This is a genomic window from Amycolatopsis sp. NPDC004747 (assembly GCF_053601335.1).
In genome coordinates, this window is sequence record NZ_JBSGBQ010000004.1 from 288,795 (window position 1) to 309,810 (window position 21,016).

The 21,016-nt window shown below is 72.8% G+C and carries 15 protein-coding genes; 13 read left to right on the plus strand and 2 right to left on the minus strand.

Annotation, left to right across the window (positions count from 1 at the left end; all coding sequences use genetic code 11):
- Window positions 1-183: 183 nt before the first annotated feature.
- The 11 genes from ACWEGE_RS08200 (at window position 184) to ACWEGE_RS08250 (ending at window position 12,332) form a co-directional block, all read left to right on the plus strand.
- Window positions 184-1,101, plus strand: coding sequence for a transporter substrate-binding domain-containing protein (locus ACWEGE_RS08200; protein ID WP_449659735.1), 918 nt, complete (start codon window positions 184-186; stop codon window positions 1,099-1,101).
- Complete coding sequence (locus tag ACWEGE_RS08205) at window positions 1,098-1,973, plus strand: amino acid ABC transporter permease (RefSeq protein WP_449659736.1); 876 nt, start codon at window positions 1,098-1,100, stop codon at window positions 1,971-1,973. The genes ACWEGE_RS08200 and ACWEGE_RS08205 overlap by 4 nt, the downstream gene beginning before the upstream one ends.
- Window positions 1,970-2,755 (plus strand): amino acid ABC transporter ATP-binding protein, encoded by a 786-nt coding sequence (locus ACWEGE_RS08210; protein ID WP_449659737.1) that lies wholly within the window; start codon window positions 1,970-1,972, stop codon window positions 2,753-2,755. Before ACWEGE_RS08205 ends, ACWEGE_RS08210 begins: the two co-directional genes overlap by 4 nt.
- Window positions 2,752-3,891 (plus strand): CapA family protein, encoded by a 1,140-nt coding sequence (locus ACWEGE_RS08215; protein ID WP_449659738.1) that lies wholly within the window; start codon window positions 2,752-2,754, stop codon window positions 3,889-3,891. The genes ACWEGE_RS08210 and ACWEGE_RS08215 overlap by 4 nt, the downstream gene beginning before the upstream one ends.
- Window positions 3,888-5,126, plus strand: a complete 1,239-nt coding sequence (locus tag ACWEGE_RS08220) for a CaiB/BaiF CoA transferase family protein (protein ID WP_449659739.1) — start codon at window positions 3,888-3,890, stop codon at window positions 5,124-5,126. The genes ACWEGE_RS08215 and ACWEGE_RS08220 overlap by 4 nt, the downstream gene beginning before the upstream one ends.
- A 5-nt stretch (window positions 5,127-5,131) precedes the next feature.
- The gene (locus ACWEGE_RS08225) at window positions 5,132-6,133 is read left to right on the plus strand and encodes a 2-hydroxyacyl-CoA dehydratase (protein WP_449659871.1); all 1,002 of its coding nucleotides are present in this window, start codon (window positions 5,132-5,134) and stop codon (window positions 6,131-6,133) included.
- Window positions 6,130-7,353, plus strand: a complete 1,224-nt coding sequence (locus ACWEGE_RS08230) for a 2-hydroxyacyl-CoA dehydratase (protein WP_449659740.1) — start codon at window positions 6,130-6,132, stop codon at window positions 7,351-7,353. The genes ACWEGE_RS08225 and ACWEGE_RS08230 overlap by 4 nt, the downstream gene beginning before the upstream one ends.
- Before the next feature lie 19 nt (window positions 7,354-7,372).
- Entirely contained in the window at window positions 7,373-8,284 is a 912-nt protein-coding gene (locus ACWEGE_RS08235) for a transporter substrate-binding domain-containing protein (protein WP_449659741.1), read from the plus strand.
- A gap of 14 nt (window positions 8,285-8,298) precedes the next feature.
- A complete protein-coding gene (locus ACWEGE_RS08240) occupies window positions 8,299-9,234 on the plus strand; it encodes a poly(ethylene terephthalate) hydrolase family protein (protein ID WP_449659742.1) in 936 nt (311 codons plus the stop codon).
- Window positions 9,235-9,244: 10 nt separating this feature from the next.
- Complete coding sequence (locus tag ACWEGE_RS08245) at window positions 9,245-10,591, plus strand: hypothetical protein (RefSeq protein WP_449659743.1); 1,347 nt, start codon at window positions 9,245-9,247, stop codon at window positions 10,589-10,591.
- A gap of 127 nt (window positions 10,592-10,718) precedes the next feature.
- A complete protein-coding gene (locus tag ACWEGE_RS08250; protein WP_449659744.1) occupies window positions 10,719-12,332 on the plus strand; it encodes a long-chain fatty acid--CoA ligase in 1,614 nt (537 codons plus the stop codon).
- Between the two features lie 6 nt (window positions 12,333-12,338).
- Here the strand turns inward: ACWEGE_RS08250 and ACWEGE_RS08255 are convergent, their stop codons facing one another.
- Entirely contained in the window at window positions 12,339-14,027 is a 1,689-nt protein-coding gene (locus ACWEGE_RS08255; RefSeq protein ID WP_449659745.1) for a helix-turn-helix domain-containing protein, read from the minus strand.
- A 148-nt stretch (window positions 14,028-14,175) separates the two neighbouring features.
- On the opposite strand from ACWEGE_RS08255, the gene ACWEGE_RS08260 reads away from it, so the two are divergent.
- Together ACWEGE_RS08260 and ACWEGE_RS08265 are read left to right on the plus strand one after the other, a co-directional pair.
- Entirely contained in the window at window positions 14,176-15,567 is a 1,392-nt protein-coding gene (locus ACWEGE_RS08260) for an MFS transporter (protein ID WP_449659746.1), read from the plus strand.
- Window positions 15,564-17,162, plus strand: a complete 1,599-nt coding sequence (locus tag ACWEGE_RS08265) for a tannase/feruloyl esterase family alpha/beta hydrolase (RefSeq protein WP_449659747.1) — start codon at window positions 15,564-15,566, stop codon at window positions 17,160-17,162. The genes ACWEGE_RS08260 and ACWEGE_RS08265 overlap by 4 nt, the downstream gene beginning before the upstream one ends.
- 46 nt (window positions 17,163-17,208) lie before the next feature.
- Here the strand turns inward: ACWEGE_RS08265 and ACWEGE_RS08270 are convergent, their stop codons facing one another.
- Entirely contained in the window at window positions 17,209-20,865 is a 3,657-nt protein-coding gene (locus tag ACWEGE_RS08270) for a glycoside hydrolase family 3 C-terminal domain-containing protein (protein WP_449659748.1), read from the minus strand.
- Between the last annotated feature and the right edge of the window lie 151 nt (window positions 20,866-21,016).

The following is a 21,016-nucleotide window of genomic DNA, read 5'->3' on the forward strand; positions in this document are numbered from 1 at the left end:
CCTGCCTCTCCTGGCGGCCGGTCCGCCGCGCCGGTCCATGGTGGCAGTTCCGGCGGGACGGCCGAAGCGAGGGGTTGAATCACGCGACACATCATGCGACGATCGGCGCCCAGATAGCAACCAATCGTTCTCCCAGGTTTCCGCGCCGCCCCTTCCGGACGGCCCCCGCAGGAAGAAAACGACATGGGTTCCTCACTTCGTCAATGGCGTCGAAGCGCGCTCGCGGTGGCCGCCGCCGGTCTCGCGGTGGCCGGCTGCACCGTCGACGACGGCGCGGCGGCCGCCCCCTCCGCCGCGGCCCTCACCGCGGTCCCGGCGCTGCACGACCAGCTGCCCCAGGCGGTCAAGGACGCCGGTGTCCTCCGGTTCGCCGGGGACTCGCACCCGCCCTACCGCACCGTCGGCCCGGACGGGAAGACGGTCACCGGCATCGACCACGACTTCCAGCAGGCGCTCGGCCAGATCCTGGGCGTGCGCACGGAAGCCACCATCGTCAGCGGGCTCCCGGCCGCGCTGCAGGGCATGCTCAGCGGCCGGTACGACGCCTTCAACGGGCCGGTGAAGGCCACCGCGGAGCGGGAGAAGCAGTTCGACACGGTCACGTGGATGACCACCCGCACCGCCTACGTCGTCCCCACCGGCTCCACCGCGGGCATCAAGCAGGCCGCCGACCTGTGCGGCAAGCGTGTCGCGGTGGTCACCGCCAGCGTCGTCGAGGACCAGCTCGCCAAGCTGTCCGCGTTCTGTGAGCGCGCACAGAAGCCGGCCGCGCAGGTGGTCGGGCTCGACGACACGAACGCCACCCTGCTGGCCGCCAAGTCCGGCCGCGCCGAGGCCGCCGGGATGACCCAGGCCGCGGCGATCGACGTGACCACCCAGCAGAAGGGGCAGTACGAGTACGTGACGCAGACCGAGGAGCAGGGCGCCACGAAGGACAACCTGGCGCTCTACACGCCGAAGCCGGCGAAGCTCGGCCCGGTGCTGCAGAAGGCGTTCGAAGAGCTGTTCCGCAACGGCACCTACACCCGGATCATGCACCAGTGGGGCCTCGACGACGTCACGGTTCCGCAGCCGATCTTCGACGCGGCGACCGCGAAATGACCACCGTGTCCACAGTGGACAAGCCGACGGCGGCCGACGACGACGTCGCCGGGGCCCGCGGCCGGTTCCGCCCGCTGCGCTGGCTGTTCGTGCTCGTGCTCGTCGTGATGGCCGCGCAGCTGGCCGTCTTCCTGGCCGGCAACGACCGGTTCCAGTGGGACGTCGTGGCGAAGTACCTCTTCGAGAAGAGCGTCCTGGCCGGTCTGGGCACCACGGTGCTGCTCGCCCTCGCCGCGATGGTGCTCGGCTCGCTGGCCGGCGGCGTGGTCGCGGCGATGCAGCTGAGCGGGTTCGCGCCCGCCCGGTGGGTGGCGACGCTGTGGGTCGGCCTGTTCCGCGGGATCCCGCCGCTGGTGCAGCTGATCTTCTGGTTCAACCTCGCCTACCTGCTGCCCAGGCTGTCGATCGGCGTCCCGTTCGGCCCGGTCTTCGGCACCTGGGACGCCAACACCGTCATCACGCCGCTGACCGCCGCGGTGATCGGACTGTCGCTGGTCGAATCGGCGTACCTGGCGGAGATCTTCCGCGCCGGAGTCCTGTCGGTGGACCCCGGCCAGCGCGATGCGGCCCGGGCGATGGGCTACCCGCCGGGCCAGACCCTGCTGCGGATCGTGCTGCCCCAGGCGATGCGGGTGATCATCCCGCCCGCCGGCAGCCAGTTCATCAACGTGCTCAAGGGCACCGCGCTCGTTTCGGTCATCGCGATGTCGGACCTGCTGCACTCGGTGCAGGTGATCTACAACCGCACCTACGAGATCGTGCCGATGCTGCTGGTCGCCTGCTTCTGGTACCTCGTCGTGGTCACCGCGCTGACGGCCGGGCAGCGCCGGCTGGAACGGCACTTCTCCCGCGGCCACCGGAGTGCCCGGTGAGCGCGCCGGTGCTGCGGATCAGCGACGTCCGCAAGGAGTTCGGTGCGGTGACGGCCCTGGCGGGGGTCAGCCTCGACGTGAGCGAAGGCGAGACCGTCGTGGTGATCGGGCCCTCGGGGTCCGGCAAGTCGACCCTCGTCCGCTGCGCCCACCAGCTGGAGCCGATCGACGGCGGCGCGCTGTACCTCGACGGCGAGCTGCTGGGGTACCGGCGTACGCCGGGCGGGCTGCGGGCGCTCACCGAGCGGCGGATCGCCGCCCAGCGGCGGCGGATGAGCATGGTCTTCCAGCAGTTCAACCTGTTCCCGCAGTTCACCGTGCTGCGCAACGTCACCGACGCGGCGATCCGGGTGCACGGCCGCGACCGGTCCACTGTGGAACGGGAAGCGCGGGAGCTGCTGGCGCGCATCAGCCTGGCCGGGCGCGAGGACCACTACCCGCGGCAGCTCTCGGGCGGCCAGCAGCAGCGCGTGGCCATCGCCCGCGCGGTGCTGGTCCGGCCGCGGATCATGCTGTTCGACGAACCCACCAGCGCGCTCGACCCGGAGCTGGTCGACGAGGTGCTGGCCGTGCTGCGGGACCTCGCCGCGGCCGGGACCACGATGGTCGTCGTCACCCATGAGATGGCCTTCGCCCGCGAGGCGGCCGACCGGTGCGTGTTCATGGAGGCGGGCCGGATCGTCGAAGAGGGCCCGCCGGACGAGCTGTTCGCCCGGCCGCGGACCGACCGGCTGCGCGCCTTCCTGTCCCGTCATCTGTCCGAAAAGGAGGGTGTCTCGTGATCACCGTCGGCGCCGTCGGCGACCTCATCCTGGACGAGCCCGACCCCGAGTTCTTCCTCGCCCCGGCCGCGCCGGTGCTGCAGGCGATGGACCTGGCGATCGGGCACGTCGAGGTGCCGCACTCGACCACGGCCGTCCAGCAGAGCACCGACGTCCCGGCGCCGCCCGCGGACCCCGAGGCGCTGAAAGCGGTGGCCGGGGCCGGGTTCGCGGTGGTCACCCTGGCGGGCAACCACGTCCTCGACGCGGGGGCCGGCGGGCTGGCCGACACGATCGCGTACTCCCGCGCGGCGGGGATGGTGACGACGGGTGCCGGGACGAACCTCGCCGAAGCCCGGCGCCCGGCGATCGTCGAACGCGGGGGCCTGCGCATCGGCGTGCTGTCCTACAACTGCGTCGGCCCGCGCGAGTCCTGGGCCGGCTCGCGCAAGCCCGGCTGCGCGTACGTCCACGTGCTCACGCACTACGAGCTGGACCACGCCAGCCCGGGCGGGCCACCGAAGATCTACACCTTCGCCGACCCGGACAGCCTGGACGCGATGGCCGACGACGTGCGCCGCCTGCGTGCCGAGGCCGACGTCGTGCTCGTCGCGCTGCACAAGGGCGTCGGCCACACCCCGGTCGAGGTCGCGATGTACGAGCGCCCGGTCGCCCGCGCGGCGGTCGACGCCGGTGCCGACGCGGTGTTCTCCCACCACCCGCACATCATGCGCGGCATCGAAGTCCACGGAGGACGACCGATCTTCCACGGCCTCGGCAACTTCGTCACGGTCACCCACGCGCTGACCCCAGGCGCGGGCGTCGGCGCGGACGAGCTGCGCGCGTGGGCCGAGCGGCGGACCAAGCTGTACGGCTTCGCCCCGGACCCGGACATGCCGTTCTTCCCGTTCCACCCCGAAAGCCGCAACACCGTCATCGCCTTCTGCCGCTTCGACGGGACCGGGCTGCGGGAAGCCGGGTTCGTCCCGTGCTGGATCGACGACCGGGGCCGCCCGGTCCCGGTCGGCGGCACGCCGGAGGGCGAGGCCGTGACGAAGTACGTCGAGGACATCACCCGCGGCGCCCGGCTGGGCGGCCGGTTCACCACCCGCGGCACCGAAGTGCTCGTCGATCTCACCGAGGGGGTTCCTTCATGACCGACCAGCCACTGGCCGGCCGCACCGTCGTCGACCTGACCACCGCGCTCGCCGGGCCGTACGCGACCCTGCTGCTCGCCGGGCTCGGCGCCACCGTGATCAAGGTCGAAAACCCCGCCACGGGCGGGGATTCCTCACGCAACAACGCGCCCTACGTCGGGCGCGACGGGCTGAACCTCGCCCGGCGGCACGACGACGACCTCTCGGTGTCGATGCTGCTGCGCGGCCGCAACAAGCTCAGCGTCACCCTCGACCTGAAGAACCCGCGGTCGCACGCGGTGTTCACCGACCTCGTCCGCGACGCCGACGTGCTGGTGGAGAACTACAGCCCCGGTGTCACCGACCGGCTCGGCATCTCCTACGACCACGTGCGCGAGATCAACCCGCGGCTGGTCTACACCTCGATCAGCGGGTTCGGCGCCCAGGGCGGCCCGGGATCGGGCAAGGCGATGGACTCGATCATCCAGGCGCTCAGCGGCGTGATGATGACCGCCGGCGAGCCGGACGAAGGCCCGGTGCGGTTCGGCCTGCCGATCGGCGACCTCCTCGCCCCGCTGTTCGCCGTGGTCGGCACGGTGTCGGCGCTGCTGCAGGCCGAACACACCGGCGAGGGCCAGCGCGTGGACGTGTCGATGCTCGGCGCGCTGACCTCGCTGGTCGCCTGCGAGCCGTTCGACGCCTTCGACGCGGTCGGCCTGCCCCAGCGCACCGGGTCGATGGTGCCCCGGCTGGCGCCGTTCGGGATCCTGCCCGCCGCCGACGGCTACCTCGCGCTCTGCGCCCCGACCGACGCGTTCGCGCACGGCGTGCTGCGCGCGATCGGCCGTCCGGAGCTGGCCGAGGACGACCGCTACTGCACGCGCGACCAGCGCGTCCGCGCGGCCGACGAACTGCACGAACTCATCCGCGAGTGGTGCCGGGTGCGGCCACTGGAAGACATCCTCGCCGCGTTCACCGCCGAGGGCGTGCCCGCGGCCGAGGTCCGTGAGCCGCGTGAGGCCGTCCGCGATCCCCTGGTGCTGGCGCGCGAGGAGGTCGTGCCGCTGCGGCACCCGCGCCACGGCGACGTGGCCGACCTGGCCGGCACCGGCGTGCCGATCCGGTTCTCCGCCGCCCGCGTCGCCCTCGACCGGCCCGCGCCCGGGCTGGGGGAGCACAACGAGCACGTCTACCGCGAGCTGCTCGGCTACACCGAAGAGCAGCTCGCAGACCTGGTCGCGGAGGCGGTCATTTGAGCACCGTGGGGTACGTCGGCGCCGACGTCCCGGTCGAGCTGATCACCGCGGCCGGGCTGCGGCCGCTGCGGCTGACCGGCAAGCCCGGCGGCGACAGCTCGCTCGGGGACCGCTACCTCGGCCGCGGCGTCGACCCGGTGGCCCGGTCGATCCTGACCCGGATCCTCACCGGGGACTACGGTCCGCTCGAAGCCATCGTCGTCTCGCGCGACTGCGAAGCGTCGTTGCGCCTGTTCTACGCCCTGCGGGAGCTGCACCGGATCGAGCCGGCGCTCGGGCTGCCGCCGCTGCGGCTGGTGGACGTGCTGCACCTGCCGCACCACACGACCACCCGGTACGTCCACGCGAAGATCGCGCAGCTGCGCGAGTGGCTGGGCCGCTGGCGGCCGATCGGCGACGACGACCTCGCCGCGGCCATCACCGCCCACGACACCCTGCGGCGCTCGCTCGGCCGGCTCGCCGCCCTGCGCCGGGCGAACCGGCTGAGCGGTACGCGGTTCCTCGAAACCGTCGCCGCGACCACCGCGGTGCCGGTCACCGACGCCATCACCCTCGTCGATCGCGCGCTGACCGGCCGGCGCGCGATCGACGGAGTGCGGCTGTTCCTCACCGGGAGTTCCCACGACTCTCCCGAGGTGTACGCCACGTTGGAGCGCAACGGGTTCTTCGTCGTGGGGGAGGACCACGACTGGGGTGAGCTGCTGTTCGCCCGCACCTGCGCGGCGCCGACGGAACTGGCGCTGGCCGAGCGTTACCAGTACAACGGCCCGGCCGCTCCGCGCGCGTCGATCCGGCAGCGGGCCGCGCACACCGCCGCGGCCGCCCGCGCCTGCGGTGCCGAGGTCCTGTTCTCCTACGCCCGCGTCCACGACGACGCCCCGCCGTGGGACTTCCCCGAGCAGCGGGCGGCCACCGGGCTGCCCGCGGTCCTGGCCGAGCGCCAGCCCTACGGCGGGCTGACGGCGGAAGCGCTGGCCGCCCTGGTACCGGCCGGAGCCGCGGCGTGACCGCCCGGCTGGCGTCGGCGACCACCGCGACGACCTACCAGCGCGAGTGGTTCGCCCGGGTGCGTGCCGAGAGCGGCCCCTTGGCGCTGGTCAACGCGGACGCGCCCCAGGAGGTCTTCCGCGCGATGGACATCCCGTACGTGGTCAACCAGTGGTGGGCCTCGATCGTCGCGGCGAAACGCCAGACCCAGCGCTACCTGGGCCTGCTGCGCGAGCGCGGCTACCCGGACTACATCGAGCAGTACAGCGCGACGTCGCTGGCCTCGGCGTTCGAAGACGACCCGGACCAGGCGCCGTGGGGCGGGCTGCCGACGCCGTCGATCGTGCTCGGCGAGACGACCGGCGACGCGGCCCGGAAGATCTTCGACGTCTGGGGCGCGCAACCCGGCGTCACGTACTACCCGCTGGAGAGCGCGGCGGAGGACGAGGTGCCGCCGCGGTGGTGGGAGCTGATGCCGCACCGCTGGGAGGAGGCCATCGGCAGCGACCGCCTCGACCTGCTGACCGGCGAGCTGACCGGGCTGATCCGGTTCCTCGAGCAGACCACCGGCCGGGTGTTCTCCGAGACCCGGTTCCGCGAGGTGCTGGACCTGGTCAACGAGCAGCAGGAGTGGAACCGCCGCACCCGGGACCTGGTCGCGGCCGCCCGGCCGTGCCCGATCGCGGTCACCGACGGCATCCCGAGCGTCATGGTGCCCCAGTGGCACCGCGGCACCGAATGGGCGCGCGACGCCGCGCGCGCGTTCCACGACGAGGTGCGCGACCGGATCGACGCGGGCGTTGCGGTGTGCGCGGACGAGCGGCTGCGGCTGATGTGGATCGGCCGCGGCCTGTGGTTCGACCTGGACTTCTACCGGCGGTTCCAGGAGTCACACGGCGCGGTCTTCGTGTGGTCGATGTACCTGGCCATCGCCGCGGACGGCTACCTGCGCTACGGCGACGACCCGCTGCGCGCGCTGGCCGCCCGCTTCGCCGCGTTCGGCGACCAGCTCTACACGCCGCCGTGGTCGGCCGAGTGGTACGTCAAGGAAGCGCGCCACCACGGCGTCGACGGCGTCGTGCACCTCGTCTCCGACGACGCGCGCGGCAGCTACTTCACCACCCGCGCCCTGCGCGCGGCGGGCATCCCGGTCCTGGAACTGCCCGCGGACAACGTCGACGCGCGCACCGGCGACGACCTGACCGCGCGGATGACCGCCTGGCTCGACGAACTGACCTGACCGTCCGGAAAGGAGTCCCGTGCGATCTTCACTTCGCCGACGTAGCCGGAGTGCGATCCTCGCCGCCCTCGCCCTGACCACCACCACCGGCTGCTCGGTGGGCGCCGGCTCGCCGTCGCTGGCCACCGGCACGAACCTCCCGGTGGTGGCGTCCCTGCACGACGCGCTGCCGCAGGCGATCAAGGAGGCCGGGGTGATCCGGTTCGCCGGCGACTCCCACCCGCCTTACCGCACGGTCGCGGCGGACGGGACGGTCACCGGGATCGACGCCGACTTCCAGGCCGCGATCGGCCAGGTGCTCGGCGTCCGGACCCAGACCATCGTCGTCGCCGGGCTGCCCGCCGCGCTCGACGGGATGCTGAGCCACCGGTACGACGCGTTCAACGGCCCGGTCAAGGCCACCGCCGAGCGCGAGAAGCAGTTCGACACGATCACCTGGATGACCACCCGCACGGCGTACGTGTTCCCCGCTGGCTCCACGGCCGGGATCGCCCGGCCCGAGGACCTCTGCGGCAAGCGGATCGCGGTGGTGACCGCGAGCGTCGTCGCGGCGCAGCTGGAGGCGTTGTCCCGGTCCTGCACGGCGGCCAGGCACCCGGCGGCGCAGGCCGTCGGCCTCGCCGACACCGACGGCACGCTGCAGGCCGTCGGCTCGGGCCAGGCCGACGCCGCGGGGATGACCGAAGCCGCGGCGATCGACGTGACGCAGCGGCAGGGCGCGTACCGGTACGTCACCCAGACCGATGCGCAGGGGGCGACGAAGGACGACCTGGCCCTGTACGTCCCCAAGTCCTCGAAGCTCGGGCCGGTGCTGCAGCGGGTGTTCGAAGAACTGTTCGACAACGGCACGTACGTCGGGATCATGTCGCGCTGGGGGCTGAACCAGGTTTCGGTGCCGAAGCCGGTCTTCAACGCGGCCACGCCGGGATGACGAAAGGACTTCCGATGGGCAAGGCATTCCTCAAGCCGGCGCTCGCCGCCGCGGTGACGGCGCTCGTCGCGGTGGCCGCGGTGCGCGTGCCGGGTCCATCCGATATGGACACTGCGAACACCGTGGACACTGTGGCACCGCCCGCCTCCGCGGTGTTCCACCCGGTCGTGCGCGAAGGCGCGGCGAAAACCGGGGACTACGCGGCCGAGTACACCGTCTACCGGCCCGCCGACCTCGACCGGGTGCGCGGCAGGCTGCCGGTCGTGGTGTTCGGCAACGGCGCCTGCCGGCACACCAGCAACGACGAGCTGCTCACCCTGGAGACGCTGCTGGCCGCGCACGGGTTCGTCGTCCTGGCGGTCGGCGGGTTCGACGAGCCCGCCCTCACCGAGAACGGCTCCCCGGTCCCGGCGGTGATCACCGACGCGATCACCTGGGCCGAGCGGGAGACCGGCCGCCCGGGCAGCGAACTGCGGAACAAGCTCGACCCGCGGCGGATCGGCGTCGCCGGGCACTCGTGCGGCGGCCTCGAAGCCCTCGTCGCCGCGGCGGACCCCCGGGTGAAGTCGGTGCTGTCGCTCGACAGCGGGTTCTTCGCCGACGGCACCCTCGGCTACGGCCGGGAAAACCTGCGGAAGCTGCACACGCCGGTGCTGTTCGCCGACGGCGGCCCGAGCGACGTCGCCTACGCCAACAGCGGCGAGAACTACGACCTGGTCACCGTCCCGGCGGTGCGGGCGACCAACGCGGCCGCGGGCCACACCGGCTTCGTCTACGGCCAGCGCGACGGCAGCCCCGACCCGAGCGTCCGCGAGGAGGCCGTGCGGGTCCTGGTCGCCTGGTTCGACTTCACCCTCACCGGCAACCGCACCGCGCGCGGCTACTTCCTCGGCGCGGGCTGTGGCCTGTGCGCCACCCCGGGCTGGACCGTCACGAGCAAGAACTTCTGAGGAGCTGGGCATGAGCAGGAGATTCTGGGGCGGCCTGGCCGTGGCCACCTTGGTGGCGACGGTCCCGGCGACCGCCCACGCGGCTTCGCCGTGCCCGGCGGCCGCGCAGTGCGCCGAAGGGCAGCTGGCCGACGGGACGCCGTACGCGTTCGCCAAGCCGGCCCGGTGGAACGGCGCGGTGCTGGTGGACCTCGACTTCGCCGCGGGCGGCCTGACCAGCCCGCTCACCGCGAGCCTGGTGAACCGCGGCTACGCCGTCGGCGGCACCACGCGCACGGTCAGCAGCTGGAACATCGCGCGGGCCATCGACAACCAGGCGGAGGCGCTCGGGGCGTTCGAAGCCGCGTTCGGGCGGGCGCGGTACGCGATCGCCGAGGGCCGGTCGATGGGCGGGATGGTCGCCGCCGGGGTGGCGCAGGTGTACCCCGGCCGGTTCGCCGCGGCGATCCCGATGTGCGGCGGCCTCGGCGGCGCGGTGGGGCAGTGGAACCAGAAGCTCGACACGGTGTTCACGCTCAAGACCCTGCTGTTCCCCGAGCTTCCGGCGACCGGTCTCCCCGCCGACGTCCCGGGCACGCAGCAGCGGTGGATCTCCGCGGTGACGTCGGCGCAGGCGACCCCGGCGGGCAAGGCGCGCATCGCCCTCGCGGCGGCGATCGGCCAGCTGCCCGGCTGGGGCGTGGCCCCGGACGGCTCGCCGACCCCGGTGCCGGACGCCCGCGACGCCGACGGCGTCGAGCAGGGGATGTACCTCGCGCTGGCGGGCGGGCCGCTGCCGTACCTCGGGCAGGCGGTCAGCAGCCGCCGGACGATCGAGCAGCTGGCGGGCGGCAACCCGTCGTGGAACACGGGGGTGGACTACGCGCGCCAGTTCGCGCTGGCGGCCCCGGAGCAGCGCACCGCCGTGCGGCGGCTGTACGCCCGCGCGGGCCTCGACCTGCGGGCCGACTTCGCCCGGCTCGCCGCGGCCCCGCGCGTTTCGGCCGACCCGGCGGCGGTCGCGTACCTGCGGCGGGGCATCGTGTTCACCGGCGAGCTGCGGATCCCGGTGCTGACGGTCAACGGCACCGGCGACCAGATCTCGACGGTGGCGCAGCAGTCGTCGTACGAGTCGCTGGCCCACCGGGCGGGCGCCGAGTCCCTGCTGCGCCAGACGTACGTCCGGACGGCGGGCCACTGCACGTACACCACGGGCGAACAGCAGGCGGCGATCGACCGCGTGCTGACCCGCCTGCGCACCGGCCACTGGCCGGACACGTCTCCCCGCACGATGAACACCCTGTCCACCGCCGTGGACGGCGTCCCGGGCCGCTACCTGAGCTACGTCCCGCCCCGCTTCAACCGCCCCTACCCGTGAGCCGGTGCGGGCGGACGTGGAGGTGATCACCACCGCGGCAGCCCGACGAGTGGGCGATTCCGCCCTCTTCCCCGGCCGTGACCCGCTCTTAAAGTCACGGGAAAGATCCCCGACCGGAAGAGGCGCCATGGACGGGCTGATGCAGCCACGGCCGCTCACCATCGCCCATCTCCTGGAGCGTGCCGAGCGGCTCTACGCGCACAAGGAAGTCGTCACGGCCGGAGGTGAACGGCTGACGTACGCCGAGGTCGCCACCGGGACCCGGCGCCTGGCCACCGCGCTGGACGCCCTCGGCGTCCCGGCCGGTGCCCGGGTCGCGACCTTCGCGAGCAACCACCGCCGCCACCTCGAGCTCTACCTGGCGGTTCCGGTCACCAAGCGGGTGCTGCACCCGATCAACATCCGGCTGCCGGCGGACCACCTCGAGTACATCGTCGAGCACGCCGAGGACGACGTCGTGTTCGTCGACCGCGCGCTGCTGCCGCGGATCTGGCCGAGCGCCGTCCGGCTGCCGGGGGTGCGGCACTGGGTGGTGCTGCCGGACGACAGCGACGAGCCGATCCCGGACGACCCCCGCGTCCTGCACTACGACGACCTGGTGTCCGCGGCCGCGCCCGCCACGGGCTCGTTCGAGGAGACGTTCGCGCTCGCGGACGAACACCTGGCGTCCGGGCTCTGCTACACCTCCGGCACGACCGGCCCGCCCAAGGGCGTGCTCTACAGCCACCGGTCGACGGTCCTGCACGGCCTGGGGACGCTCGCCGCGGGCTTCATCGGCCTCACGGAAAGCGACGTCGTGCTGCCGATCGTGCCCATGTTCCACGCCAACGCCTGGGGCCTGCCCTACGGCGCGATGATGACGGGCGCGTCACTGGTCCTGCCCGGCCCGTCCGCGGCGCCGGACCACCTGCTGCGGCTGATGGCGGCCGAGCGGGTCACGGTCGCCGGCGCCGTCCCCACGGTGTGGACGAGCATGGCGCCCGGGCTGCGGGAGCACGACCTGAGCGCGACGCGGTTCCTGCTCGGCGGCGGATCGGCCGTCCCGCCGGCGCTGTCGGAGGCCTTCCACGCCGCGATCGGGGTGCCCATCACGCATTCCTGGGGGATGACCGAGATCAGCCCGGTCGGGGCGATCGGCGGCACGCGCACCCAGCACCGGGACGCGCCCGAGGCGGACCGGGTGGCGGTGCGAGCCGCCCAGGGCCAGCCGCTGCCGCTGGTGAACCTGCGGATCGCCGACGTCGAGACCGGCCGGGAACTGCCGCGCGACGGGGACGCCGTCGGCGAGCTGCAGGTCGCCGGCCCCTGGGTGGCGGGCGGCTACTACCGGGCGGCCGCCGACGCCAGCTTCACCGCCGACGGCTGGCTGCGCACCGGCGACCTGGCCACCATCGACGCCGACGGCTACCTGCGGCTGGTGGACCGGATCAAGGACCTGATCAAGTCCGGCGGCGAGTGGATCTCCTCGGTCGAGCTCGAGAGCGCCATCACCGCCCACCCCGACGTCGTCGAAGCGGCGGTGATCGCCCGCCCGGACCCGCGGTGGATGGAACGCCCGGTGGCGTACGTGGTGCTGCGCGAAGGCAGCCGGACCGACGCCGAAGAGCTCTTGGCGCACCTCACGCCGATGGTCGCGAAGTGGTGGCTGCCCGACGAATTCGTCTTCGTGCCCGCCTTGCCCAAGACGGGCACCGGCAAGATCTCGAAGACCGCCCTGCGCGATTCGGCGAAGGTCGGCTGAGCGGTCTCAGGTCCCGGCTGCCCGCAGCTGGTGCAGCCGGAGCCCGAGCTGCAGCTCCAGGTCGTTCTCGTGGCGCCAGCCGGAGCCGAGCACCGTGGCCGCCCGGTCCAGGCGCTTGAGCAGCGTGTTGACGTGCAGGTGCAGCGCGCGGGCGGTGGCCGCGACGTTGGCGCGGTGCTCGTAGTAGGCCCCGAGGGTGCCGACCAGGTCGGTGCCCCGCCGCCGGTCGTACTCGAGCAGCGCGCCGATCGAACCGGCCAGGAAGCGGTCGAGCTCGCCGGCCCGGTCGGGGTCGAACGCCATGGCGTAGAGGGCATACCGGCGGGTGGTGGCGCCGCCGTCGGTGTGCCCGAGCGCGCGCATGACGGCGCCGCAGCGACCGGCCAGCGAAAACGCCCGGGCCCAGTCGTGGCCGCCGGCCCGTTCGCCGACGACGATGACGGGCGCGCCCAGCGTCCGCCGGAGTCTCGTGTGGACTTCCGCGACGGTCGCCTCGTCGTCGGCGCCGGGCAGGATCATCGTGGCCCGGCCAAGGTGCTCGCCGGCCAGCCCGGCGCGGTCACGGGCGATGTCGTGCAGGTGCCGCGCGAGGTCCCCCGGCGGCACCGCCGGGGAGTCCGCGACCAGCACCAGATCCAGGCGGTCGACGTCGATGGCGCGCGCACGGGCGCGGGCGCGCTGGGCCGGGCCGATGCCGGGACTGCCGACCATCAGCTCGGTCAGCAGCTCGCCGCTGAGCCGCTCACCGGCCTCCGCGACGGCCCGCTCCTTGAGGATGAGCAACCCGAGGATGTGCGTGGCGCGCTCGAGGGTGCGCAGGTCCGTGTCGTCGCCGGTACCCGACGGCCGGCTCCACACGAGCGCGCCGAGGTAGCTGTCGCCCGCCTGGACGGCCGCCACGCTGCGGTCCGTCCCGCCGGGGCCGGACGACGTCGTGCAGCGGCCGGACCGGCGGGCGTCCTCGACGGCTTCGGCCAGCTCCGTCCCCAGTGGACTGCCGGCCCGGTCGAGGAGCGTGACGCTGCCGCCGAGCTGGTCGGCCAGGTGCTGCGCGACGTCGCCGGGGGTGCCGCCGTCGAGCACGACACCGGTCAGGGCTTCGTGGATCGCCTGCGCCCGCTCGATCTTCCCGTACGCGACCCGCAGTTCCCGCAACGCGGTCCGGCTCTCCTCGTAGAGCCGGGCGTTGTCGAGCGCGACCGCGGCGTGGTCGGCGAACGCGTTCAGCAGGGCGATCTCCTCGGCCTGGAACGACCGTGCGGAGCGGTCGGCGGCGAACAGCGCGCCGACGGCCTCGCCGCGGATCACCAGCGGGACGCCGAGCAGCGCCACCAGGTCCTCGGTGACGACCAGGCGGTCGAAGTTCGGGTCGTGCTGGATGAGCGTCGAGGTGGCGTAGTCGCGCACCCAGTGCGGGCTCTTGGAGGCCAGCACCTTGCCGCCGAGGCCCACCGTGGCCGGGATGGTCGCCGCGAGGAACTCCGCGGAGATCGTGCCCTCCGACGCGCGGGCCGACAGCCTGCCGTCCGCGCCGACCAGCGACAGGTAGGTGAAGTCGGTGCCGATCAGGTCGTGGGCGTGGTGGACGATCGACTGCAGCACCTCGTCGAGCTCGCCCAGTGCGGTGAGCGACTTGACGGTGGCGTACAACGACGCCAGTTCGCGCTGCCGACGCGGTTCCGCCGCACTGGTCACCGGGGCTGTCCTCCTTCGGCACCGGGTGGGCGAAGGACCCACCGCCGAGACGGGAGGAGTGGGTGGTCCACACCTCAGCCCGCAGGGTAACCCCGTCTTAACATCACCGCCATCACCTGCCCGGCGCTCCTCGACGAAGGCGGCACCCATGGCCATTCCGCTCACCCAACCCGAAGGGCAGTCCGGCACCGGACTGTCCGCGACCCCGCGCCGGGCCTTCCGCAAACTGCTGGCGGCCGGGCTCATCGGCAGTTCGATCGAGTGGTACGACTTCTTCCTCTACGGTACCGCCGCCGCTTTGGTCTTCCCCAAGGTGTTCTTCCCGCACGCGTCGGCCCTGACCGGGACCCTGCTGGCCTTCAGCACGTTCTGGGCCGGGTTCGTGGCCCGGCCGGTCGGGGGCGTGCTCGCCGGGCACCTCGGGGACAAGTACGGGCGCAAGCCGGTGGTCGTCGGCTGCCTGGCGCTGATGGGGGCCGCGACGTTCCTGATCGGCTGCCTGCCCAGCGCGGCGAGCGTCGGCGCGCTGGCCCCGACGCTGCTCGTGATCCTGCGGTTCGTCCAGGGCATCGCGGCCGGCGGGCAGTGGGGCGGGATCGTGCTGCTGCTGACCGAATCCGCCAGTCCCAAGCGGCGCGGCTTCGCCGGGACCTTCGGGCAGACCAGCGTGCCGGTGGCCGTGGTCCTGTCCAACCTGATCTTCGTCGCGGCCAGCGGCCTGATGCCGGACGCGGCGTTCCTCTCCTGGGGCTGGCGCATCCCGTTCCTGCTCAGCGTCGTGATGTTCGCGGTGGTGCTCTACATCCAGGCCAAAGTGGAGGACACCCCCGAGTTCCGGCAGCTGCAGGAAGCCGTGGCGGACAAGGAAGGCCCGGTGGTCCGGGCGCCGCTCGTGCAGGTGCTGCGCACCAAGTGGCGGACCATCCTGCTCGGCTGCGGGCTGATGTCGGCCACCAACAGCCTGTTCTACGTGAGCATTTCCGGGCTGCTGAGCTACGGCACCGGCACGCTCAAGCTCCAGCGCGACTCGCTGCTCGCGGTGGTGCTGCTCAGTTCCGCGGCGATGCTCGCGACGATCCCGACGTCCGGGTACTTCTCCGACCGGATCGGCCGCCGCCCGCTGATCCTGATCGGCGGGCTGGGCGTGGCCGTCTGGGCGTTCCCGTACTTCGGGCTCGTCGGCACCGCGTCGCTGCCGCTGATCTTCGTCGCGGTGGCGGTGGGGTTCGTGTTCCAGTGCCTCACCTACGGCCCGATCGCGACCTTCCTCGGCGAGCTCTTCGCGCCCAACGTCCGCTACTCGGGTGCGTCGCTGTCCTACCAGCTCTCCGCGATCATCGTCAGCGGCGGGACGCCGTTCCTGATGACCGCGCTGATCGCGGCGGCCGGGAGCACGTGGCCGGTCGCCCTCTACATCACGCTGATGGGGCTGATCACCTTCGCCAGCGCGTGGTTCCTGCCCGAGACGAACCCCGCCGAGGTCCGGGCCGACCCGGACGCCGTCCCGGGGGCGCACCTGCACCAGGTGGCCGGGCGATGAGGAAGACACTCGCGGTCTCGGCCGCTTTGGTGCTGGCGGCGAGCTTCCCCGCACCCGCGCTCGCTTCGCCCGCGGCGCCGGACTGCGCCGGGCTGGCCGGGCTGCGGATTCCCGCGTCGGCGATGAGCCTGCCGACGTCGGGCGGGCTGGTCACGGCGGCGGCCGCCGTCGTGCCCGGCGGCTACTGCCGGGTGGACGCCGAGCTCTACCCGGTCGACCCGGCCGCGCCGTCGATCAAGCTGCGCGTGGCGCTGCCCCAAGCGTGGAACCACCGGGCGCTGATGTTCGGCGGCGGCGGGTTCAACGGCACCATCCCCGACGTGACCGCGAACGTGCCGTTCGGTCCCGCCGATCGGCCGGCGCCGCTGGCGCGGGGCTACGCGACCTTCGCGAGCGACTCCGGCCACCGGCAGAACCCGGCCTCGCCGCCGTCACTGGACGGGTCGTTCGGCGTGAACGACGAAGCCTTGACCAACTTCGCCGCCGGAGACGCGCTCAAGAAGACGCGCGACGCGAGCCTGTTCGTCATCCGCCACGCCTACGCGGCGAAGCCGTCCGAAGTCTTCTTCGCCGGCGGGTCGACCGGCGGCCGCGAGGCGCTCGTCGTCGCCCAGCGGTGGCCGTCCGCGTTCGACGGCGTGATCTCCGCCTACCCGGCGTGGAACAACCTCGCCGAGATCCTGGACCTGGGCTACCTGACGCAGGTGCTGTCGCGTCCGGGCGCTTTCCCGGCGCCGGTCAAGCAGGCGCTCCTCTACGACAGCGTCATCAAGGCCTGCGACGGCCGGGACGGGGTGACCGACGGGGTGGTCTCGAACCCGGGCTGCCGGTTCGACCCGCGCGTGCTGCGCTGCCCGGGCGGGACGGACACCGGCCCGGAGTGCCTCTCGGACGCCCAGCTCGGGGCCGTGACGGCGATGTCCTCGCCGTTCCGGTGGCCGTACCGGATCGCCAGCGGGGAAACGGAGTACCCCGGCTTCCCGTTCCTCTCGGGCGCGGACATGCGGACGCCGTTCCTCGGCTTCGGCACCACCCCGCCGGCCAACCCGATGCCGGTGACCAGCGGCTACGGGATGCAGTACTGGGACCAGTGGGTCAAGTACTTCCTGACCCGGGACCCGGGCCGGAACGCGCTGGACATCGATCCCCGGCACCCCGGCGAGTGGCTCGGCCGGATCAGCGCCCTGTCGCTGATCGAGGACCGCAACAACGCGGACCTGCGCCCGTTCGCCCGTGCCGGCGGCAAGCTGATCCTGCTGCACGGCGCCGCGGACGAACTCGTCTCCCCGTACTCGACGAGCGACTACTACGAGCGGGTGCGCGCGGTGGCGGGCCCGCACGCGACCGACGGGTTCCTGCGCTACTACGTCGTCCCGGGAGCGAACCACGCGAACTTCGGGACCCCGGCGTTCGCGGCGAGCTGGGACTCGCTCACCGCACTCGAGCGGTGGGTCGGAACCGGCCGTGCACCGGTGAACCAGGTCGTCACCGACCTGGCCCACCAGCGCACGCGGCCGCTGTGCGACTACCCGGGCTGGTCCCGGTACCGCTCGGGTGATCCGGACAGCGCCGCGAGCTTCGTCTGCACCCGCTGAAGGGGCGTCCCGCCGGCCGGAGCACCGGCGGGACGCGTCCCCTCGGTCAGCCGATCGCCATCGCGAAGACGTGCATCGCGGCCGTGCCCATGTTCGCTCCGTCGCTCACGTCCGGCAGGGTCACGTACTGCACGGTCTTGCCGGGCTGCAGCGGGATCGGCGCGTAGTACAGGCTCACCCTCTGATCGAGCCGCCCGTTGCTGTTGTTGAGGTACGGCAGGGTGGTGAGGATGTCGCCGCCGGTGGCCGCGTTGGACCACCAGTCCGCGAAGCTCACCGAGTGGGACTCGGTCGTCCCGTCGGTGTAGGTCACCGTGGCCGTGCCGCTCGGGCTGCCGTAGTCGCCCGCCCCGATCAGGCCCAGCGTGGTGCCGGAGCCCGAGATCGCGATCGTCTGCCCGCCGGCCGAGCTGCCCGCGACCACGTTGTCCGGGCTGCCCGTGGGGACGTCCGGCCAGGTGAACGTCAGCCCGTCGTGGGTGAACGTGGCGCCCGGCGTCAGGCTGGGCGTCGCCGCGGCGAGTGCCTGCTTGGAGAAGCTCGCGTTGCCGCCGTCGAAGTTGCCCGCACCCGGCGTGGCGTCGTCGCTGGTACCCACGTTGTTGTACGCCGCCGCGAACGACGGGTACGGCGGGTGGGGCAGCAGCACGGTGGTCGCGTCCACTGCGGTGCCCCGCCCGTTGGCCGACGTGAACGTGGCCTGGGCCGAGACGTCGAACTTGCCGGGCTGCGCCGAGGCCGGCACGCCGATCTCCCACGTGGTGCTCACCGTCTGCCCGGCGGCCACGGTGGCGAACGTCGACGGTGTCGTCGCCTTCGCGGTCCAGCCGGCGGGCACGGCGAGCGTCAACGCCACGTCACGCAGCGGCCGGGCGCCCGCCGGGTTGGGCAGCGTGGTGGTGGCGGTGTACGTCGTCCCCGCCTTCACCTGGGACGGTGCGGTGAGCGTGAACGGCTGCTCGACCACCACCGGCGTGGTGCCGGTGACGCCGTCGACCGTGACGCTGATGGTCGCGACGCCGGGTGCCACCGTGGTCACCTGGCCGGTCCGGCTCACCTGGACCACCCGCGGATCGCTGCTGCGGTAGCCGATCCGGGCCCGCGAGAGGTCGACGAACGACTGGTCGTCGTGCACGGCCTCGACGATGTGGTCGGCGGCCACGTGCTGCGCGGCCTGGGCGGTGTCGTCGGCGATCCACGGGTTCTTCGCGGTCAGGTCGAGGTGCTCGCCCGGCGCGAAGACGACCCGGCCGGGCTGCACGGTCACGTACCGCGTCTTCGGCACCGACGCCCCGGTGACGGCCACCGCGGCGGTGCCGGCGAGGTGCGCGGAGTCGGCACCCACCCCGAACCGGTACTGACCGGGGTACACCACTTCGCGGCGCTTCCCCTCGTCCCAGAAGGACAGGTCGGCGACCCGGACCGGGATGGCCAGGTGCTGGGTCTGGCCCGGGGCGAGCACCTTCGTCTTCTCGAAGCCGGCCAGCCGCCGGCGCGGCAGCTCCACACCGGGGACGGTGAACGCCGTGGCCGCGTACAGCTGGGCGACGGTGGCACCGGGCGTGCTCCCGGTGTTGGTGACGTCGACGTGCACCGTCACCTGCCCGTTCGCGTCGACGGAGGGGGTGTCCGCGTGGATGCGGGAGTAGGCGAACTTCGCGTACGAGAGGCCGTAGCCGAACGGGTACGCCGGCGTGCCGGTGAAGTACTGGTACGTGCGGCCGAGCCCGCCGGTCTGCGACGGCGTCAGCCCGTAGTTCTTCATGTCCGGCAGCTGGGCGTCGTCGGCGTACCAGGTGAAGTTCAGGTGTCCGCTGGGGTTCTGCTTGCCGAACAGCACGTCGGCCAGCGCGGTGCCCTGGCTTTCGCCGTTGTACGAGCTGAACACGATCCCCGGGATGCCCGCGGCGTGGCCGAGGGACACGGCGCCGCCCGCCTGGACGGCCAGCGCGGTCCGCGGGTTGCCGGCCGCCTTGACCTGGTCGATCAGCGAGTCGTAGTTGCCCGGCATGGCGATCGTCGTGCGGTCGCGGCCCTCGGTGGCCACGTTGCCGTCGGTCCCGGCGAACACCACGACCAGGTCCGCCGTCTTGATCGCGGCCGTCGTCTCCGCCGAGCAGCTCGCCGCCGCGGTGGTGCCGGTGGAGGTGCCGCACGCGTCGAACGTGACCGTGGCGCCCGGGTTGGCCGCCTTGACCGCGGACGTGATGCCCTGCACGGCGTTGACCTGCAGCGCGGGGTCACCCGAGTAGCCGCCGAGGGTGACCTTGTTCGCGAGGTCGCCGACGATCACCACGGTGCCGAGCTTCGCCGGATCGGCGGGCAGCAACGGGGCCTGGGTGCCGGCGACCGGGTCGTTCTTCAGCAGCACCAGCGAGTTCGCGGCGACCTTCGCGGCCAGCGCCTGGTGCTCGGCGCTCTGGAGCACGTCCTTGGTGATCTTCGTGTAGGCCACCCGGTCCGGCGGGTCGAACTCGCCGGTCTGCATGCGGATGGTGAACACGTGCACCAGCGCGGTGTCGAGCACGCCTTCGGACAGCACGCCGGCCTTGATGGCCTCCTGGATGTTGGCCACGGTGGCTTCGGTGCCGGTGCAGTTGAGCTGGGTGCCCGCGCGCAGCGCGTACGCCTGGCCGCCCGCGGCACCGGAAACCTGCTGACCGGTGGCGGTGTTCGTCCACTGCGTCCCACCGTTGGAAGTGGCCGTCGTCCAGCCCGGCGGCGCCCAGTTGTGGCTGCCGGGCGCGTAGACGTCGCCGACCGCGCCGCAGTCGGAGGTGATGTAGCCGTCGAAACCGTAGGTGCGCTGGGCGATGGCGTTGGCCGTGTACGTGTCGGCCGGCGACGGCGTGCCGTTGATCGCGTTGTACGACGTCATCAGGCCGGAGACGTGCGCGTCCTGGATCAGGTGCCGGAACTGCCGGGTGTAGTAGTCGCGGATGTTGGTCTCGGTGGTGTCCGAGGAGTCCGCGTGCCGGTCGTTCTCCACGTCGTTGAGCGCGTAGTGCTTGGCGGTGGCCGCGACCTTGAGGTACGGCGTCGTCGGCCGCCCGGACGCGGTCTGGCCCTGGTAGCCGTTGACGAACGCGCCGGCCATCTTCGCGACCAGGTACGGGTCCTCGCCGAAGCCTTCGTCGGTGCGGCCCCAGCGCGGGTCGCGGTCGAGGTTCACCGTCGGCGCCCAGTAGGTCAGTGAGCCGTAGTTGTTCTTGTCCGGGCCGATGTTGTTCTGCGCGACGCCCCACAGCGACTTGTCCAGCATGCCGCGGGCTTCGTCGGAGATCGCGGTGGTCTCCTGCTGGATCAGGTCGGGGTCCCAGGACATCGTGCTCGCGAGGTTCGTCGGGAAGCTGGTGGCGTGCACGCCACCGGTGACGGTGCCCGCGTTGGTGTTCGCGCCGAGGGTGTTGAGTCCGTGCTGGCCCTCGCTCCAGTAGGTGTACTGCTGCACGCCGAGCCGCGGGATGGCCGGCGCGCTGTTGGTGCGCAGCTGCAGCACCTTCTCCGGCAGCGTCATGCGGGCGACGAGGTCGGCCGCCCGCTCGGCGAAGCTGTAGTGCGTGTCGCGGTAGACCGGCAGCGTGGCCGGGGGAGCGGGCGCCGCCGACGCGGCCGGGACGAGCGTGGCCGCGGTGATCGTGACGGCGAGCAGGGGAGCGGCGGTCAGCCGTACCCGTCGCCGGCCGGGGAAGCGCAAGGACATCGGATCTCCGTCGCAGAAGGTCGATGGGCTGGGGGCTCCGGCCGAGCCAGGAGGACTGGCGCGCCGCCGGCCGAGGGGGCCGCCGGTGCACAGGCCGGCCCGTCGCCATCGTTCGCAACGGGGCCCGGTCCTGGCAAGCGGTTCACCGCAG

Excerpts from the sequence above, each read along its gene's own strand:
- ACWEGE_RS08245 (WP_449659743.1), top strand. The coding sequence starts at position 9,245 with ATGAGCAGGAGATTCTGGGGCGGCCTGGCCGTGGCCACCTTGGTGGCG.
- ACWEGE_RS08250 (WP_449659744.1), top strand. The coding sequence starts at position 10,719 with ATGGACGGGCTGATGCAGCCACGGCCGCTCACCATCGCCCATCTCCTG.
- ACWEGE_RS08270 (WP_449659748.1), bottom strand. The coding sequence starts at position 20,865 with ATGTCCTTGCGCTTCCCCGGCCGGCGACGGGTACGGCTGACCGCCGCT.
- ACWEGE_RS08220 (WP_449659739.1), top strand. The coding sequence starts at position 3,888 with ATGACCGACCAGCCACTGGCCGGCCGCACCGTCGTCGACCTGACCACC.
- ACWEGE_RS08265 (WP_449659747.1), top strand. The coding sequence starts at position 15,564 with ATGAGGAAGACACTCGCGGTCTCGGCCGCTTTGGTGCTGGCGGCGAGC.
- ACWEGE_RS08205 (WP_449659736.1), top strand. The coding sequence starts at position 1,098 with ATGACCACCGTGTCCACAGTGGACAAGCCGACGGCGGCCGACGACGAC.
- ACWEGE_RS08260 (WP_449659746.1), top strand. The coding sequence starts at position 14,176 with ATGGCCATTCCGCTCACCCAACCCGAAGGGCAGTCCGGCACCGGACTG.
- ACWEGE_RS08240 (WP_449659742.1), top strand. The coding sequence starts at position 8,299 with ATGGGCAAGGCATTCCTCAAGCCGGCGCTCGCCGCCGCGGTGACGGCG.
- ACWEGE_RS08200 (WP_449659735.1), top strand. The coding sequence starts at position 184 with ATGGGTTCCTCACTTCGTCAATGGCGTCGAAGCGCGCTCGCGGTGGCC.